Here is a 16,976-nt window from a genome sequence, read left to right as displayed (position 1 = left end):
TTAGTCAGCACCTTTCACAGCGGTCAATCCTTCACTTGCTTCTTCTTCTAGACCAAATGCCACATGAGATTCAATCCATTTGCGCCGCGGTTCCACTTTATCACCCATAAGTGTACTCACTCTACGCTCGGCATAGGCTTTATCTTCGATATGAACCTTAATTAAGGTTCTCGATTCAGGATTCATCGTTGTTTCCCAAAGCTGATCGGCATTCATTTCACCCAAGCCTTTGTAACGTTGAATGGTATAGCCTTTACCAATTGTTTTAATCGCTTCTTTAAGTCCATTATCATCCCAGGCATACTCAAGTGTTTCTTTTTTCCCGATCCCTTTGCTGACTTTATAAAGAGGGGGCAGCGCTATATACACTTTACCCGCCTCAATTAGTGGCCGCATGTATCGATAAAAGAAGGTAAGCAGAAGCACTTGAATGTGTGCACCATCGTTATCGGCATCTGTCATGATAATAATTTTATCGTAATTACTGTCTTTAATAGAAAAATCCGAACCTACCCCTGCGCCAATTGCATAAATAATCGTGTTGATTTCTTCGTTTTTCATAATTTCTTCGAGCCGGGCTTTTTGGGTATTAATGACCTTGCCTCGAAGCGGCAAAACAGCTTGAAATTTACGATCACGCCCTTGCTTTGCTGAACCACCTGCCGAATCACCTTCGACAAGGTACAGCTCGTTGCGTTCTGCATTTTTAGAAGATGCCGGAGTCAGCTTACCGCTCAGCATCGTTTCCTTACGTTTCGACTTTTTCCCGTTTCTGGCATCTTCTCTGGCTTTTCGTGCCGCGATACGTGCTTGCCGTGCACGTGTCGCTTTTCGTATTAATTTTTCACTCGTCTGGGGATTCTCTTCAAGAAAATAAGCAAGCTGTTCCGATACAACTGTATCTACGGCTGATCGCGCTTCACTTGTTCCCAGCTTTTCCTTGGTCTGTCCTTCAAATTGCAGCAAATGCTCTGGAACACGAATTGAGACAATTCCCATGAACCCTTCACGAATATCCGTACCGTCCAGATTTTTCTCTTTTTCCTTCAAAATACCGCTCTTTCGCGCGTAGTCGTTGAATACACGCGTCAGCGCAGTACGAAATCCAGATTCATGCGTGCCGCCATCCTTGGTACGCACATGATTTACGAAAGAGATTAAATTTTCCGAATAGCCGTCATTATATTGAAACGCAACTTCAACCTCCATCTCATTGGCTGTACCCTCAAAGGCAACAACAGGATGAAGGACGTCCTTGTCTTCATTCAAATAAGCGACAAATTCTTTAATTCCCTCTTCATAGTGATAAACGTCTTCACGGTCGCTTCGTTCATCAGTAAGTACAATTTTCATTCCTTTTTGAAGAAATGCTGATTCGCGGAGCCGTTCACTTAAGATGTCAAACTGGTAAGCAGTTGTACTGAAAATCGTCGCATCCGGTTTAAAATGGATCAATGATCCGGTCTCACGCGTTGTGCCGATCTCCTCAAGTGTTGTCGCCGGATGACCGCCGTGTTCAAAGCGCTGCTTGAAAATCTTTCCGTCACGCCAAATGGTTACTTCCAGCCATTCTGAGAGCGCATTGACGACAGAAGAGCCGACGCCATGCAATCCACCGCTCGTTTTATAACCGCCGCTTTGTCCGAATTTGCCTCCCGCATGCAAAATGGTAAAGATGACTTCGACTGTCGGTTTCCCCGTTCGATGCATTCCGGTTGGCATCCCGCGTCCAAAGTCACGAACACTCACGCTTCCGTCTTTATGAATGCGAACAAGAATTTCATTTCCATAGCCGGCGAGCGCTTCGTCTACTGCATTATCAACAATTTCATAAACAAGGTGATGCAGCCCTCTTGAATCTGTAGAACCAATATACATGCCCGGGCGTTTTCGTACAGCTTCCAAGCCTTCGAGTATTTGTATCGTGTCATCATCATAAGCTGATACTTGTCTTGCCAAATAAAGAACCCCTTTCTCCATCATCCTATTCAACAAGGAACAGGATGCAATCTGATCTATCTCTGACGTTCAGGTTGTTACTTTGAATCATATGGATTAAAGACGATAGATGTCACTGTATTTTTTCGACAGTTCATTCAATAAATAATCTGGATTGGGTCCTTCTCCAGTCGTATCATTAAGAATTTCAAGTGGCTTTTTTAAGCGGCCAAACTGATGAATATGTTTGCTGAGCCACTCTGTGACCACTTCTAGATCACCGGAGCTGACGCGCGCATCGAAATCAGGTACATCTTTAATCATCGTGTTCTTAAATTGAGCAGCATAAACATAGCCTAGCGCATAAGATGGAAAGTAGCCGAAATCGCCGCCTGGCCAGTGAATATCTTGAAGCACTCCCTCACGGTCATTTGTGGGAGTGATACCAAGATATTCGTTCATTTTTTCGTTCCATACACTTGGAAGGTCCTTCACACTCAAATCACCATTAAACAATCCTTTTTCAATATCATAGCGTACCATAATATGAAGCGGATAGGTTAATTCATCAGCCAAGGTACGAATAAAGGATGGGCGGGAAACGTTGATGGCTCGATAGAAATCATCGAGAGATACATCGTCAAACTGGCCGTTTGCATACTTTTTCAACTCTTCATAATGACAAGACCAGAACGCTTTGCTTCTACCGATAAAATTTTCAAAGAAAAGCGATTGTGACTCATGAATCCCCATGGAGGTCCCTTCACATAGCGGCGTTCCGACTAATTCACGAGATATACGCTGTTCGTACAAAGCATGACCGCCTTCGTGAATCGTTCCTAGAACCGTTGATATAAAATCATTCTCCTGGTAATTCGTTGTCACACGCACATCGCCGGGATTGAGGGTGATTTCAAAGGGATGTTCTGTTTCATCAAGACGTCCGGCGTCAAAATCATATCCGATTTCTTTAAGTAAATGGAGACAGAGCGCCTTTTGCTTTTCAACAGGAAATGAAGCGGTTAGAAAAGCGTTTTGGGGTTGGTCTTTGGATGCTGTAACTGCTTCAACTAATGGAATTAGCCCCTTGCGAAGTTTGCCAAACACATGATCAATGGTTTCAACAGTCAATCCAGGTTCATACAGATCGAGCAATGCATCATATTTATTTGTTTTAACGCCCCAGTACTCAATAAACTTCCGCTTAAACGCAACCATTTTTTCCAAATAAGGTTGGAGCATCTCGAAATCACTGTTTTTCTTTGCTTCTTTCCATACGCTCTGTGCTTCGGATTGGAGAATCACATAGGCTTTATTTTCTTCAGATGGAATATTGATGAAGCGTTCATATGTTTTTTGCGATTCTTCAACCATTCTTCTCGTAACCAAGTCTAATTGATCATGAACCGCTGGATCGGTTAATGCATCTATGTATCCTTTCATTTCGTCAGAAGTCGACCGTTTAAAAACTTCATCAGAGAGCGTTCCAACGACCTCTGAACGCTGCTTAATTCCTTTTATCGGCGCACCAGTCCGCATATCCCATTCTGCAAGTGCAATGGCCTCGTTAAAGTCCATAATTTTTTTCACATATTTATTATAAGAATCCACAATTTCAGTAATCGCCATTGATTACGCCCCTTTTACGATAGTAAATGCAGGAAGTTCTTATTTCATTCTTTTCTCTGTATTCAATGTAATGTCCTTCTTTCTCTAAGAAGAATCATTCGCTTGATGAGCTCGTGAAGCGGTCCGATTTGCCTGTTTTTTCGTTAATCCGAATACTTTTTGCCAAAATATTGATAAAAGTCGGTCCGAATCCGTCCATTATACAGTTTTCTTTTTTTGCTTGCCGAACGTCCAAAATAATTTTCGAATTTTTCAAAAGATGAGATGAAGTAAAAGGACCATGATTTATAAGTTTTGAACAGTTCTCCAAGGTCACTGCAAATCGTTTGAATCTGCTCCTGGTCGCCCATTCGTTCTCCATATGGCGGATTTCCTATCATGCATCCGTTCTCATCCTTCGTTGTAAAATCAGCGACCTGCATTTGCTTAAAGGTAATGAGTCCCCCAAAGCCGGCTTCGAGTGCATTATGCTCGGACAGTTCAATCATTTTGTGATCAATGTCGCTGCCCATAATCATTAAGGGCTGGTCATAGTTTGCCTTATTTTCTACTTCCTCACGCGCTCGATCCCAATATTTTTTCGCAATGAGTGGCCATGATTCAGAGATAAAATCCCGATTGAATCCAGGAGCAATATTTTGGCCAATCATGGCAGCTTCAATCGGCAGTGTTCCTGATCCGCAGAAAGGATCCACAAACGGTTGATCGGGCTTCCAGCGACTGAGCAAGATTAACGCGCTGGCTAAGGTTTCCTTGAGAGGAGCCAGGTTGTGCAGCTGTCTGTAGCCTCTTTTATGAAGTCCTTCCCCCGATGTATCGAGCGCAAGGGTCACCCAGTCTTTTTCAAGAGCAACCTGAATTTTAAACATAGGACCGTCTTCTTGAAACCATTCCTGGTGGTAATGCTGCTTCATGGATTCAACGATTGCTTTTTTAACGATTGCCTGGCAGTCCGGTACACTGTGCAGTGTTGATTTGTGAGATTTCCCGATTACCGGGAAAAGCGCGTTTGCCGGCAGAAAGTCCGTCCAAGGAAGCGCTTTTGTCTGTTCAAAGAGACTGTCAAAAGTATCTGCCCGGAACGCTCCGATTTGAAGTCTGATGCGATCTGCGGTACGGAGCCAAAGATTGCATCGGCAAATATCTAAAGGCCCTCCGGTGAACAGGATTCTTCCGTTTTCCACTTTTAAATCGTCATAACCTAAATCCTTTAGTTCTCTCGCCGCAACTGATTCGAGCCCCATCGCTGTTGTAGCAATCAATGTCCACTTTTCACTCATGTCCATGTTCCCTTCTCAGGAATTCTTGGTTCTATAGCTGATTGACACATTTATCAAAATAAACCGTAATCACAAGATTGCAACAAAAAAAGCCCTTAACGGGCTTTTTCTTCATTAAAATGCATTATTCATGTTCTGTAAGCCATGTTCTGTACCTTCGCACTCAAACGGAGCTGCACGCTCCTCGTACGAAAGCGGCAATCATCTATCTACAGAATCATCTGTCCCTTTTTCCGTTTGATTCCTTCCAAAGGGTTCCTCTACCAAGTTTGAGTTTCCCGCTCGAGGGGTTTACCGCGTTCCACTTCTTTTGTTTCCAAAAGACATCGTCACTATGGCACTTTATGGGATGGCAAACCATATTCCCGAAGGAACACAGGTTTCTCTCCCGCCGTTAGCTCAGATTGCTCCGAACTACCCTGGCTTATGACTTCGCCAGGCACGAACACTACGGTCATCACAGACCGTGCGAGCATGGACTTTCCTCTATATCCGCAAGGGATACAGCGATCACCCGAACACGAACAATGTCACAGCTACACATTATAATCCAATTTAATTAAAGAAGCAACCCTTTTTCGTTATTATTCACCGAGCCTGCTGCCGAAAACATGCTTTTCAAGATTAGACAGCCGTTTTAAAATGTCATAGTTTGTCAACCCTTGATTTTCAACCGGTGTAGCAGTCCGCTGTCCTTCTTCATCTGTCAGTTGACCTTTAAGCCGTTTGTTTTCTTCGCGCAGGCGCAGGATCTCTGCGTTGAAAATATCGTAATCACTGATCACGATATCTAAAAATTGATCAACCTCGTCCTGCTGATAGCCATGAAAGCCCGTTTTAAATTCTTTATGGAGAATTTCATTTTTTGTTAATCTGATCGTCTTCTGGTCTGCCATTTCCATTCACTCCAAGCTAAGTATCTCGTCTTATTTTTTCAAATTTAGTCTATTGTGTCAATCGCTTATTCATTACGGTTTTCTTTATTTTTTTATTATGCGCATTGTTTGGTTAATAAGCTAATCAAAAGATACATTTTAATAACCTGTATTTTACTTGTTAAGCATCATTATTTGTCCAGTAATCAGGATTTTGCTGCAATAGATCTTCAGCAGCAAAATCTAAGTCAAAACGATTTATGGCTTGAATCGGGTAAGCCGTGCTTCGTGCTTTTCTTTTCGCGACACTCAGGGAATAATTTGGAGAGCCGGGCGATTCCTCATCATAAATAATCAACATTGCATCCGTTTTTGCAACCAGAAATTCATTTTTCTGCCTCAGCTGAACCGGACTTTCATAGGGGCGTTTGCTTATATATCCCGTGTAATCTGCCCCCTCAAGAATCTGGGCATAAATTTCCTGCTGCCACTCCTTATAGTGCTCTTCTTGATTAAGAAAAGGCATCAAAACCGCAAGATTTACATTCAATTGATCGGAATCGCGTAATTCAAGACATGCCTGCCCAGCCCATAATTCAACCCCCGTCTGGCCGCTTATGACAAACCATTGTGCTCCGTCCTCAACGTATTCACGCATCTTTTTCTTTAACGCGTAACGAATGACTTGAATACCTGGATGATCCCTCGAAAAAATGCCAAGTTCATGAGCTTTGTATCCGGTAACTAAAATGGCCGATCCGTTTTCACGCATCATCCCGCCTCCAGTCAATTCATTTAAAGTATGCATCATTCACATCAACACCTAATTTGTCGAAAAGTTTCAAACTCATTGAAAATGCAGGTGATTTGTGACGATTTAAGGCACTATTTGCGCTTGCCCGGGTAATACTCATTTCCTTCATGAATTATTTCCAATCCGCTGGTCAAGACGATTTAAACGTTTCAAATATTCAACTTCTTTTTTTCTTACTGAATCTAAATCGTTTGGATGCCTTTGATAAAAATATTCAAGTGCTTGCTTTGTATAATAAAGCGCATGGGTATAGTCTTTAAACTGATGCTCAAGTAATTTCGCAGTTTCAATGCATAATGGCACTTGATCATCACCTGAATCACAGAGAGCAGATTTAAATAAATCTAACGAAGTCAAGTACTCCCCTTCTCGCTTATATAATTCCGCAAGCCGCCATTTGGCCTTACTTTGATAGGGTGATTTTTTTGGAATGAGTTCTTTCCATAGCTTCTGAGCATGTTCCCGATCGCCAATCTGTTCATCCCAACGAGCAATCTCATATTGTTCCTCGGGATCCGCTTCGACTCTGTTCAAGATTTTATTCGAGAGATGAATATACAAGCTGATCAAAGTAAGAACATCCTCTCGATTATGTTCCATAATCCCTTTCACTAAATCCGCATCCGGATGTTTCAGGAACTGAAAATAAAGAAACGGCGCCATTTTCCCTGGAACATCTGCTTTTCTGCCCATAGAAAGAATTTCATTTTCTACTGTTTGAAGACGTACGGATTCCAGTCTTTTTTTCCATAGTCTCCTTGAAGCATGAAGCAGATCGAAATGTCCGAATGAAGGGAGCTTCGGAACCTGATCACGAACAAATTGATGACGGGTCTTTACTCGTGGCCAGTCAAACGCCTTCCCGTTAAATGTGACTAAATTTTTCAATGAACGGCAGTCAGTCAGGAATGCATCATAGAACGCTGCTTCATGACCAGGACCAGGCAGGAGGTATTGACTCAATTCCAGTCCGTTACGTGTCAATCGTGCCATGCCGATTAAAAAGATCATTTGACCAGTGCCCGAGCCAAGACCAGTTGTTTCCGTGTCAAAAAAAAGCAGATCCTCTGCGTGCAACCCCTTTGCTGACAGAGGGTGCTTTTCACAAGCTGACTGCCAGGCATTCACCAATGGAAAAAGGTCACGTATTAAATATGGCCCTATTTTCAAATTGATCGGCAGCAGCTCTGAATGAACAAGGACGTATTGATCTTCAAAACGGCATAGTTCAGCACCGAGTTGTTTTGCAGCTTTTTGTATTTCTTGATCTGTCTCTGACTCGTGTTCGGCTGAGTTTAGATGTTGAGCTGCTTGCTGTCTAGAAGCAGCATTTTGATCATGCAGCTGTTTTCTGTATAATTGCAGTTTTTTCGTTAATGACACAATCATCGTTCCTTTAATAAACGGCGCAATGCCGTCTTCGCTGCCTTGCCCTCATTAACAAAGCCGATACAAGATGGGCAGCCGGATTCACAGCTGCAATTATTAATCATTTCACTCGCTTTATCAAGCAAAAGAGGCAGCTCCTGATACAATTTCTCGCTTAATCCGATTCCGCCGGGATACTTATCATACAAAAATACTGAAGGCTTCTCATTATGCGGTGCTTTTATTTTCGGTACCACAGAAAGATCCGACTGGTCACACATAACAAAAAGCGGCGCAGCATGGCGCAACAAGTGGCTCAGTCCGACAAGTGCCCCTTGAAAGACATCTTTTCCAAATACATCAAATAATGCCGGTTCGAAGCTGATCCAAGCCGCATTCGTATGCATTTCCAATTCCGGAAGATGAATCTTTCCCCATCCGATGTTTTCATAGGTTTCGAAGCGAATTTTCTTAAAAACCGTCGGTAATGCTCGTACAGACACGTCGCCATAACCTTTCTCGATTTTACCGCCATCGAAATCGGCATGTTTGTCTTCCTCAAGAACGTCAAGTTGAACAGCCAGATCTGAATCGGTGTAATAGTTGACATTGACTTTGCGTACGTATGCCTTCCGCTCCTCCAGATCCAGGTCATCAACGTGATATTGAATGCCCTGATGAATATAAATGGCATCCTCATACAACATTGTCATCGCTCCGAAGCGATCCATTTCCCCAATCACTTTTGCATGTCCACGATCGGTAATGTCCACTATGGCAAATGAATCCTGCGCGGCTGATCTCAGATTGACATTGTTTGCCGGAAAACCGTCGCTCATCCAATACCATTTTCCTCGTTGAAAGTGGAGCACATCCTCATCAGTAAGATACTCGCATAGCTCGTCCACATTTTCGCCGCCAAAAAGCTCTCCTCTTTGAAAGGGAAGCTCATATGCGGAGCATTTAATATGCTCCATCAGAATCATGATATTATCAGGATTAATGCGCACATCCTCAGGCTGCCGAGCGAAAAAATAATCTGCATGACCGGCCATATATTGATCGAGCGGATTGGATGATGCCACCATGATAATGACTGCATCCTCTTGTCTTCTTCCTGCTCTGCCCGCCTGCTGCCAAACACTTGCCATATTCCCAGGGTATCCGGTCAAAATACATACCTGAAGTTGCCCGATGTCCACGCCTAATTCAAGAGCATTCGTGCTGACCACGCCGATAATCTCACCGCTGCGAAGTCCCTTTTCTATCCTGCGCCGTTCGAGAGGAAGATAGCCGCCTCGATAGGCACAAATTGCAGCACGATCCTGACGTCCGCTGTTTATTTTTTGCAGCTGACTCACCAGAAGCTCAACTTTCAGCTTGCTTCTTGCAAAGACAATGGTTTGAATTTTATTTTTCAAAAAATTAGTGGCCAATCTCGTAACAGCATAACTTTCGTCTTCACGTACATTCAGCTGCTTATTTGTTACCGGCGGATTGTAAATCAGAAAATGTTTTCGTACACTCGGTGCGCCGTTACGATCAATTAAGAACATTTTTCGCCCCGTTAATGCATCGGCGTGTTCTCGCGGGTTGGCGATTGTCGCCGAAGTACAAATAAATTGCGGACTGCTGCCATAGTAACGGCAAATTCTCTTTAACCGCCGAATGACGTTCGCTACATGACTGCCGAATACGCCTCGATAAGTATGCAATTCATCGATAACAACGAATTGAAGATTCTCAAACAGTGAGACCCACTTCGTGTGATGAGGTAAAATGGAAGCATGGAGCATATCGGGATTAGTCATTACAATCTGACCTGCCTGACGAATTTTTTGACGTATGGATCCTGCAGTATCTCCGTCATATGTATGGCTCTTAATAGGGACACCAATTGTATTAATGAGTTCAGCCATCTCGTTTTTTTGATCTTGGGCAAGTGCTTTCGTCGGAAAAAAATAGAGTGCTCGTTTTTCAGGATGCTCAATCATGGTTTCAAGTACCGGAAGATTGTAGCAAAGTGTTTTCCCAGATGCAGTCGGAGTCACTAAAACCACATCTTTTCCATCCATAACCGCATGATAAGCATCTGCTTGATGCGTGTAGAGCGAACCAACACCGCGGTTAATAAGTGCCGTTTTTATTCGCTCGTCCAGCGTTTGCGGAAAAGGTGCGTAATGAGCCTCTTTCTTGGGAATAGTATGCCAGTGTACGACATTTGGATCGCTCTTCAGCTGGCTTAGAAGGTCGTCGATTGTTTTACGTCCAATCATTTATGCCACCTCAAATTCATCAGTCATCATATGGCAACATTCAGTTTCATTTGTTCATCATTATAGCATAACGAATGAATGTTCGCTATTCATTTAAAAATCATGGAGGGTTATCTATGTCAACACTCAATGAATGGATTCAAAACGATCATAAAATTGCCGTTTTAACCGGAGCAGGAATCAGTGTACCTTCGGGTATCCCTCCGTTTCGCGGCAAAAACGGCCTGTATCAAAATAAAGATGTAGAACGGTGCTTAACTTTGCAATACTTCCAGGCGCATCCCGATGAATTTTGGGCCTTCTACTGGTCATTGTTTGATGCTCCGTTATTACTCAACGCCAAGCCGAATTCCGTCCATCTTTGGCTGAAAAATCTTGAGCAGACATGTGAAGTCACAATTATTACGCAAAATATTGACGGTTTGCATGCGAAAGCAGCAAGCTCAAAGATTATTGAAGTCCATGGAGCATTCAATCGTTGCATTTGCCCGAAATGCGGGACACTTTATCCAACTCAATCGCTGCTGAATCAAAAAATTCCGCATTGTTCTGCCCTTTCTAAGGATGGCAAAACATGCGGAACTGTATTGAAGCCGGACATTGTACTGTTCGGCGAAGCCGTGCGTGACCTTCGTGCCGTGGAGCAGGCAGTCAATCATGCAGATCGTCTGCTGGTACTTGGAACCTCACTAGGAGTCGCTCCGATCAATTTTCTTCCGGAATACGCAGAAGAATTCGGTGTGCCGACACTTCTTATCAACGATCGACCCGCTCTGCACATGGATGCAATTGATCAGTTTTGTAAGGTTAATTTTGCGAATTTTGATGCAGATTCCACGATCATAGATTAATTACTGCTTTTCAGAAGGTTGACAAATTGGCTTACTTTTGTCCAATAAAATTCTGGATTTGCCGGGTAAGTGTCCGATTGCGACATTTCAAGCCATTGTACAGCTGCAGTATGAATGCCAGCTGCCTTTCCAGCTAAAGTATCTCCGTTCGCATCGCCAATATAGATGGATTTAGCGGGATCGGCTTCAAATTTAATCAGCGTCTGTTTGATTCCTTCAGGGTCCGGTTTCGGATTCATGACGTCATCACCTGTAATGACACTGTCAAATATGCCTTTAAATCCAAGCTTTTCTTCAGAAATTATATAGGAACGACGTGCCTTGCCTGTGATCAATCCGATCCTTATTCCCTTGTCTTTCAGAAGATGCAGCATATCAAAAATTTCGGCATTCTTTTTAACATAGTTTTCATGTTCTTTCTCATACAAATTAAAGTAAAGCTCAATCGCTTCTGCAGCAGCCGATTGGTTCTTGAGGTTTTTCTTAATCATTCCCTCTTCCGGCGGACCAAACATAGCTACAATTTCATGAGCGTCGTATGACTGTCCGTCATAGTTCTTAAACACCTTTTGCATCGCGTAAACCGTCAGCGGCAAGGTGTTTGCAAGCGTTCCGTCAAAATCAAAGAGCACGTTTCGCAGTTCCATTGTGTTCCTCCCCCAGCTTCCTAATCACTTAATACAACCATATACTAGTATCCTATTTATCTATTTAGTTTGTCAAAGACATTTGAGCCATTTTAACATTACTTTCATTATTTTACTTTTTTGCAATAAACTTCGTGATGATCAGTCAAAGCATCAAGTGCCGGACGATCAACGACAAAGCCAATCCCCGGTTCATTGGGAACCATGACCATACCTTGATCAATGGCAATCGCTGGGGTGACAATATCCTGCTTCCAGTAATGATGGGAAGCAAATAAATCTCCTGGCAGTGAAAAACCGTCCAATGAAGCGAGCGCTATATTATGCGCCTTAGCAATACCGAATTCAATCATTCCCCCGCACCAAACAGGAATCGAATGAGTCACACACAGGTTGAGAATGCGCACGGCCTGAGACCAGCCGCCGACACGTCCCATTTTAATGGTGACTACTTGTCCGCTTTGAAGTTGAATTGCATTGGCAGCATCCTGATAAGAACCGATGCTTTCATCCAGGCATATGGGTGTTTTAATTATCTTTTGAAGAATTGCATGATCCGTTAAATCATTATAAGCAAGCGGCTGTTCAAGCATCATTAAGTGAAATTGATCCAAATGACACAGATGATCTGCATCCGCAAGACTATAATCAGAATTTGCATCTGCCATTAAAGGGAGGTCGGGAAAATGATGTCGTATTTTCGTCAATAATTCAAAATCATTTTTACGTGAAATCTTTATTTTGTAGCGTTTGTAATGACCCGTTTTTTCAAGGGTTTCGATTTGATCAACTGCACGCTCCGGATCATTTGCAGCGATGACCGCGCCAGCTTCAACAGTCGACTTTGTTGAACCAAACAGTTTTCCTAGATACACACCTTGTTGTTTTGCGTACAGATCCCAAATTGCTTGGCTGAGTCCAGATTTAGCCATATGATTGCCGCGGACCCCTGCCCAAATTTGGTCCAATTTTTCAGGTTGAAGCGAACGATTAGCAAGTAGAATAGGAATCAAAAACTCTTTAAGCATAAGCCTGCATGTTTGAATGGTCTCTTCCGAATACCAGGGACTCGAAAAGGGATCCGCTTCACCATAACCGACACGCCCATCCGTATCCATCACTTCAATGATCAATGCCTCTCTGCGCGTCACTCGCTGAAGATGTGTCATAAACGGCGCATTCAAAGTGGATGAAATCACACGTACGGTAATGGAATGAAGGTTCATTTTCTTCCCCCTCTCTTAAAGTCCGATGTATGATTCTGCACAAAGATATGTACATATTGACTAAAAAGGAACGGCTGTTCTAGATGAACGGCATGACCGGCGTTTGGAACAACCTGCCATTCAGCATTCGGCATGCGATCATGCATCTCAGATGCGATCATACAAAATTTATTGTCAATGGATCCGGTAATCAATAAAATGGGAAAACGCAATGAAGACAAATGTCCCCACCACGAGGGCTGCGCTCCCGTGCCCATACCAATGAGGCTGTTCGAAAGTCCGATTGGTTGATTCGATAGTCTCTGAGCACGGAGTACAGCACGTTTTCGTTGTGAAAGCTTTCTTTGCGAATCAAACAGAGCAAGCTGTTCCCAACGACTGACGAATGCGGGAATGCCATGCTTACGGATGGAATCTGCCAATTCCTTATCATGCAAACGCCGCTCACGCCGTTCTACCTCCGTTTTCAGTCCCGGTGAAGAGCTTTCCAAAATTAAACTTGAGATACGTTCAGGGAAAAGACATGCGAAACTGAGTGCAAGTCGCCCGCCCATAGAATAACCGAGAACATGTACACGTTCAAATTCCAGCAGTTCAAGCAATGCATTCATGTCTTTGGCAGTCTCAGTAATTGAATATCGTTGCGCATCCTTAGGACAACCAGTTTGTCCGTGACCGATAATATCGACAAGAATCAGTTGATAATCCTTAAGCATCACATCTTCTAGGAAACGCCACGTCTCCACGCTTCCGGTAAAGCCATGCAGCAGAAGCAGCGGTACCCCGCTTCCCTTTAGTTCATAATGATACACTACACCACGAAGTTCAGCTTTCATAAGCTGTTTCTCGCCTTAATTGTTCATCTAGACACTTTTGCAGTGAGTGATGCTTCTCAACATTCTCAGCTCGTTTTGTCGGGATCTCAATAATGTTCAACCCTTCTGCGTCTTCAGATGCAGTCAGCAGCTGATCAAGCATTTCCCAATTGCTGATTTTCGTATAATGCGCACCGTATAACTGTGCAGCGTGTGAAAAATCCAACCCATGCGGGGTACCGAAGAGGGTTTCAAAGTGTGTTTTATCAGATGCCTGAGGAAGAAACGAGAAAATACCTCCGCCATCATTATTGATCAGAATGATCGTCAAGTTCGCGTGATATTGTTTGGCAGCCAGCAAACCGTTCATATCATGGAAAAAGCTGAGATCACCAATCACGAGAATTGCACGATGTTTGGCCAAAGCAACACCGACTGCAGTCGACACCACACCATCGATCCCGTTCGCGCCGCGATTGGCAAATATGTGGGCGGACTGCGGACGATTGAACAGAAAGCTGTCTAATTCTCTAATCGGCATGCTGTTTCCGACAAACAGATTTGCTTGCTCCGGAAGCCACTCAGCCAGTTTCAAGAAAATTTTCTCCTCACTCAGTGTCTGTTCGTCATGTATACTCAGGAGTACTGATTTCGTTTTATTATTAATTGTCTGCCAAAAGCCAAGCCATTTGCATTCGCCCTTTTTTTGGATTAGCGGACTCAAATCCTCACAAAAACGCTGTTCATTACAATAAATCATCTCTGTAGCCTTGCCCGACGGATCTCTCCACTCCATTCCACTGTCAATAACAAAATAAGTACAAACTTGACGTTCCATCCACAATTTGAGTGCCTTAGAGACCGGCGGAGCACCAAAACGAATAATTAGATCCGGTTTGAATACGGATGCAATCTGTTCATTGCGAAGAAAAGTGTCATAGGTCTCAATAACGGCATCCATAGAATGGGATCCTCGGCGCAGCTGAGAAAGCGGATCCGCAAGAATTGGAAAACCTGATCGTTCAGCGAATTCCGTGATCACGGGTAGTGACAGATCAGATCCCATATCTCCGCAGATAATTACGCCTTGTTTTGAATGATTAATACGTTCCGATAGATCCGCAAGCTGCAACGTGTCAAGCGCAAGCACTCCTCTTTTCACTGGTATTGCAGAACGAGCATTTATGTTCAGTTTTGACGTTTCACTCAGACTGCATGGGACGAGTGGCTCTCTGAGAGGGACATTTAGGTGTACTGGTCCTTTTGGGAGACCGTTCGCAATAGCGACGGCCCGACTCGTCAGAGCCTGGTTATAGGAAAGCAAGCCCAGATCAAGCTCAGAAAGTTCAAGTTGAAAATACTGTTTCACATGACTACCATACATTCCCTGCTGATCCACTGTTTGCGGTGCTGCAACATGCTGTAGCTCATATGGCCTGTCCGAAGTAATAACAAGCAGCGGCACATGTGAAAAATAAGCCTCAATGATTGCCGGGTAGTAATTTGCGGCTGCAGTTCCGGATGTGCAGATTAATACGACAGGATGTTTCGATGCTTTTGCTAATCCGAGTGCCAAAAAGCCTGCTGAACGTTCATCAATGTCCAGGTAGGTTCGAATCGCCGGATGCTCCTCAAAGAGAATAGCAAGAGGTGTTGATCGAGAACCCGGGCTGATTACAGCTGTATTTACATGCTGCCGTGATAATGTATGAACAAATGAAGAAAGATAGTGCGTCACTAACTCTTGATGATTCATAAGTGCCTCCTTGAAAGCGCATTGAGCATTGGACGAAACTTAATGGCTGTTTCTTTATATTCCTGGTCTGGTATTGAGTCCTTCAGCACACCGCATCCGGCGAATAAAACCGCTTCATCTTCATGAATCAGTGCTGAACGTATTCCGACATGAAATTCTCCGTTATTGCGCGCGTCGCACCAGCCGATTGGTGCGGCATAATAACCGCGATCAATTGGCTCATGCTTGCTGATCCAAGATAGGGCTTGTGCTCGTGGAAATCCGCCAAGCGCAGGTGTCGGATGCAAGCACTCAATGAAGTCAAAAAGTGAAGCCGATTCATTGCAGTACCCCTTAACCGGTGTATACAGGTGCTGAATATTCTTGTTCTTCATAAGTCTAGGCTGCTCCGGAATCGTCAGCTGTTCACATAGTTCATTGAGAGAGTGCCGGACCGTAGAGACGACATATTGATGTTCAAGACGGTTTTTACGATCATTCAGCAACCATTTCCCAAGGCTTGCATCTTCTTCATCTGTACTTCCACGTGCTGCAGATCCAGCAAGGCATGCAGAATAAATGGTTCTGCCCTGTTTCTTGATCAATCGTTCCGGAGTCGCTCCAACAAAAGCCGAAGAGCCTTTCTCAAGACAAAACACACAGGTTTGGTCTTGTTGCGTGCGCAAAGCATGAATCAATAATTCACTCGAAAGCTTGTGCTGGTATTTCAGCCTTCGGGAGCGCGCAAGTACGACCTTTTTTAATTCAGTCCCTCCCATGGTTCGAATCGCTTCTCCCACAAGATGATTCCAAGCTTTTATATCCTGATCGATTTGTTTAACCAGCGAGTTCAACACGTTAAGATCAGAGAAATCAGCATTTAGAAGACTGAATAACTCTTTTTCTTCATGCACAAGTTGCTGAGTTAATTGATCAGCATCATCATGGGACGTGCAGACAACCGACCGTGTCAGGTAGCAGCAGCCCTTTTGAATCGTTAGTAAAAATGCAGGCAGAAAGAAGTAGCCTGAGCCAAAAGGTTTCCAGTCCTCCGAAGGCTGCTTTTCAGCTTCGAAAGCAAATCCGCCCACCAAAAGAGGGCCAGTTGCCTCTGCTCCGCAGGAACCCAGGACATGCGCCCTTTTTAACAAATCATCGCAATTTTTTCGTATCATCTCGTAATTCTCGCGACGTTCTGTGGTGATTGAAGCAGCAATACCTGCTCCGATTAAGATCGTTCCGTCCGTCTGGTTCTCCCAAAAAAAGCGTTTCCCGCAAAATTGTTTTTCAGCGGCATGATAAAATCGGATGGGATCTATTGATTCAATTTCTTTTATTTCACTGACCACATGTTTCCCACCTAGTGTTTTAGCCATATCAATTGCAGAGCAAATTGCATGATATATATTCATCTGATTTGTTCGCGTCACTTTATCACCTGATGTCTGATCTCGTTACCAATGTGAACAATTTATGTCTTTTTTAAAGATAACCCTTCTCAATTATTCATGTCAATTTCAAA

13 protein-coding genes and 1 other RNA gene are annotated in these 16,976 nt (G+C 43.6%); 1 reads left to right on the top strand and 13 read right to left on the bottom strand.

Translation table 11 applies throughout. The features are described from left to right. The 8 genes from parE to AC6F33_RS08600 all read right to left on the bottom strand — a co-directional run bounded on the left by parE (position 1) and on the right by AC6F33_RS08600 (position 10,180). On the bottom strand, positions 1–1,980 hold the full coding sequence (parE, locus tag AC6F33_RS08635) for a DNA topoisomerase IV subunit B (protein ID WP_370645914.1): 1,980 nt from the start codon (positions 1,978–1,980) through the stop codon (positions 1–3). 75 nt (positions 1,981–2,055) lie between these two features. Further along, positions 2,056–3,567: a carboxypeptidase M32 gene (locus tag AC6F33_RS08630; protein ID WP_500778116.1), complete on the bottom strand. Its 1,512-nt coding sequence runs from the start codon at positions 3,565–3,567 to the stop codon at positions 2,056–2,058. Between the two features lie 143 nt (positions 3,568–3,710). Then, positions 3,711–4,847, bottom strand: a complete 1,137-nt coding sequence (locus AC6F33_RS08625) for a THUMP domain-containing class I SAM-dependent RNA methyltransferase (protein ID WP_500778115.1) — start codon at positions 4,845–4,847, stop codon at positions 3,711–3,713. A 133-nt stretch (positions 4,848–4,980) separates the two neighbouring features. Continuing rightward, positions 4,981–5,369: RNase P RNA component class B (gene rnpB / locus AC6F33_RS08620), an RNA gene on the bottom strand. A gap of 62 nt (positions 5,370–5,431) precedes the next feature. Continuing rightward, a complete protein-coding gene (gpsB, locus tag AC6F33_RS08615) occupies positions 5,432–5,743 on the bottom strand; it encodes a cell division regulator GpsB (protein ID WP_255746524.1) in 312 nt (103 codons plus the stop codon). Positions 5,744–5,903: 160 nt separating this feature from the next. Beyond that, positions 5,904–6,533: an SLOG family protein gene (locus AC6F33_RS08610; protein ID WP_255746523.1), complete on the bottom strand. Its 630-nt coding sequence runs from the start codon at positions 6,531–6,533 to the stop codon at positions 5,904–5,906. A gap of 108 nt (positions 6,534–6,641) precedes the next feature. Continuing rightward, positions 6,642–7,919, bottom strand: coding sequence for a ribonuclease H-like domain-containing protein (locus AC6F33_RS08605; protein WP_255746521.1), 1,278 nt, complete (start codon positions 7,917–7,919; stop codon positions 6,642–6,644). 2 nt (positions 7,920–7,921) lie between these two features. Next, positions 7,922–10,180: a DEAD/DEAH box helicase gene (locus tag AC6F33_RS08600; RefSeq protein ID WP_500778114.1), complete on the bottom strand. Its 2,259-nt coding sequence runs from the start codon at positions 10,178–10,180 to the stop codon at positions 7,922–7,924. Positions 10,181–10,296: 116 nt separating this feature from the next. Between AC6F33_RS08600 and AC6F33_RS08595 the strand changes: the two genes are divergently transcribed. Continuing rightward, entirely contained in the window at positions 10,297–11,031 is a 735-nt protein-coding gene (locus AC6F33_RS08595) for an SIR2 family NAD-dependent protein deacylase (protein WP_255746520.1), read from the top strand. Here the strand turns inward: AC6F33_RS08595 and AC6F33_RS08590 are convergent. From AC6F33_RS08590 to AC6F33_RS08570, 5 genes are all read right to left on the bottom strand, one after another. Beyond that, positions 11,028–11,678 carry an HAD family hydrolase gene (locus AC6F33_RS08590; RefSeq protein WP_255746519.1) on the bottom strand — a complete coding sequence of 217 codons (651 nt, stop codon included), beginning with the start codon at positions 11,676–11,678 and terminating at the stop codon, positions 11,028–11,030. The genes AC6F33_RS08595 and AC6F33_RS08590 overlap by 4 nt on opposite strands. Positions 11,679–11,785: 107 nt before the next feature. Then, a complete protein-coding gene (gene menC, locus AC6F33_RS08585) occupies positions 11,786–12,904 on the bottom strand; it encodes an o-succinylbenzoate synthase (protein WP_255746518.1) in 1,119 nt (372 codons plus the stop codon). Continuing rightward, the gene (menH, locus tag AC6F33_RS08580) at positions 12,901–13,740 is read right to left on the bottom strand and encodes a 2-succinyl-6-hydroxy-2,4-cyclohexadiene-1-carboxylate synthase (protein WP_500778113.1); all 840 of its coding nucleotides are present in this window, start codon (positions 13,738–13,740) and stop codon (positions 12,901–12,903) included. Before menH ends, menC begins: the two co-directional genes overlap by 4 nt. Continuing rightward, on the bottom strand, positions 13,730–15,475 hold the full coding sequence (gene menD / locus AC6F33_RS08575; protein ID WP_500778112.1) for a 2-succinyl-5-enolpyruvyl-6-hydroxy-3-cyclohexene-1-carboxylic-acid synthase: 1,746 nt from the start codon (positions 15,473–15,475) through the stop codon (positions 13,730–13,732). Before menD ends, menH begins: the two co-directional genes overlap by 11 nt. Then, complete coding sequence (locus AC6F33_RS08570; protein ID WP_500778147.1) at positions 15,472–16,830, bottom strand: isochorismate synthase; 1,359 nt, start codon at positions 16,828–16,830, stop codon at positions 15,472–15,474. The genes menD and AC6F33_RS08570 overlap by 4 nt, the downstream gene beginning before the upstream one ends. Positions 16,831–16,976 lie beyond the last annotated feature (146 nt).

It is taken from the genome of Sporolactobacillus sp. BBK16-2 (genome assembly GCF_059878335.1).
The sequence above is the reverse complement of the archived record's forward strand: the minus strand, read 5'-3'. Positions and strand labels throughout refer to the sequence as shown.

Bases quoted from the DNA above. Each gene is read 5' to 3' on its own strand.
- gpsB (WP_255746524.1), bottom strand. From the start codon at position 5,743: ATGGCAGACCAGAAGACGATCAGATTAACAAAAAATGAAATTCTCCAT.
- AC6F33_RS08630 (WP_500778116.1), bottom strand. From the start codon at position 3,567: ATGGCGATTACTGAAATTGTGGATTCTTATAATAAATATGTGAAAAAA.
- menH (WP_500778113.1), bottom strand. From the start codon at position 13,740: ATGAAAGCTGAACTTCGTGGTGTAGTGTATCATTATGAACTAAAGGGA.
- parE (WP_370645914.1), bottom strand. From the start codon at position 1,980: ATGGAGAAAGGGGTTCTTTATTTGGCAAGACAAGTATCAGCTTATGAT.
- menC (WP_255746518.1), bottom strand. From the start codon at position 12,904: ATGAACCTTCATTCCATTACCGTACGTGTGATTTCATCCACTTTGAAT.
- AC6F33_RS08625 (WP_500778115.1), bottom strand. From the start codon at position 4,847: ATGAGTGAAAAGTGGACATTGATTGCTACAACAGCGATGGGGCTCGAA.
- menD (WP_500778112.1), bottom strand. From the start codon at position 15,475: ATGAATCATCAAGAGTTAGTGACGCACTATCTTTCTTCATTTGTTCAT.
- AC6F33_RS08600 (WP_500778114.1), bottom strand. From the start codon at position 10,180: ATGATTGGACGTAAAACAATCGACGACCTTCTAAGCCAGCTGAAGAGC.
- AC6F33_RS08595 (WP_255746520.1), top strand. From the start codon at position 10,297: ATGTCAACACTCAATGAATGGATTCAAAACGATCATAAAATTGCCGTT.
- AC6F33_RS08590 (WP_255746519.1), bottom strand. From the start codon at position 11,678: ATGGAACTGCGAAACGTGCTCTTTGATTTTGACGGAACGCTTGCAAAC.
- AC6F33_RS08570 (WP_500778147.1), bottom strand. From the start codon at position 16,830: ATGGCTAAAACACTAGGTGGGAAACATGTGGTCAGTGAAATAAAAGAA.
- AC6F33_RS08610 (WP_255746523.1), bottom strand. From the start codon at position 6,533: ATGATGCATACTTTAAATGAATTGACTGGAGGCGGGATGATGCGTGAA.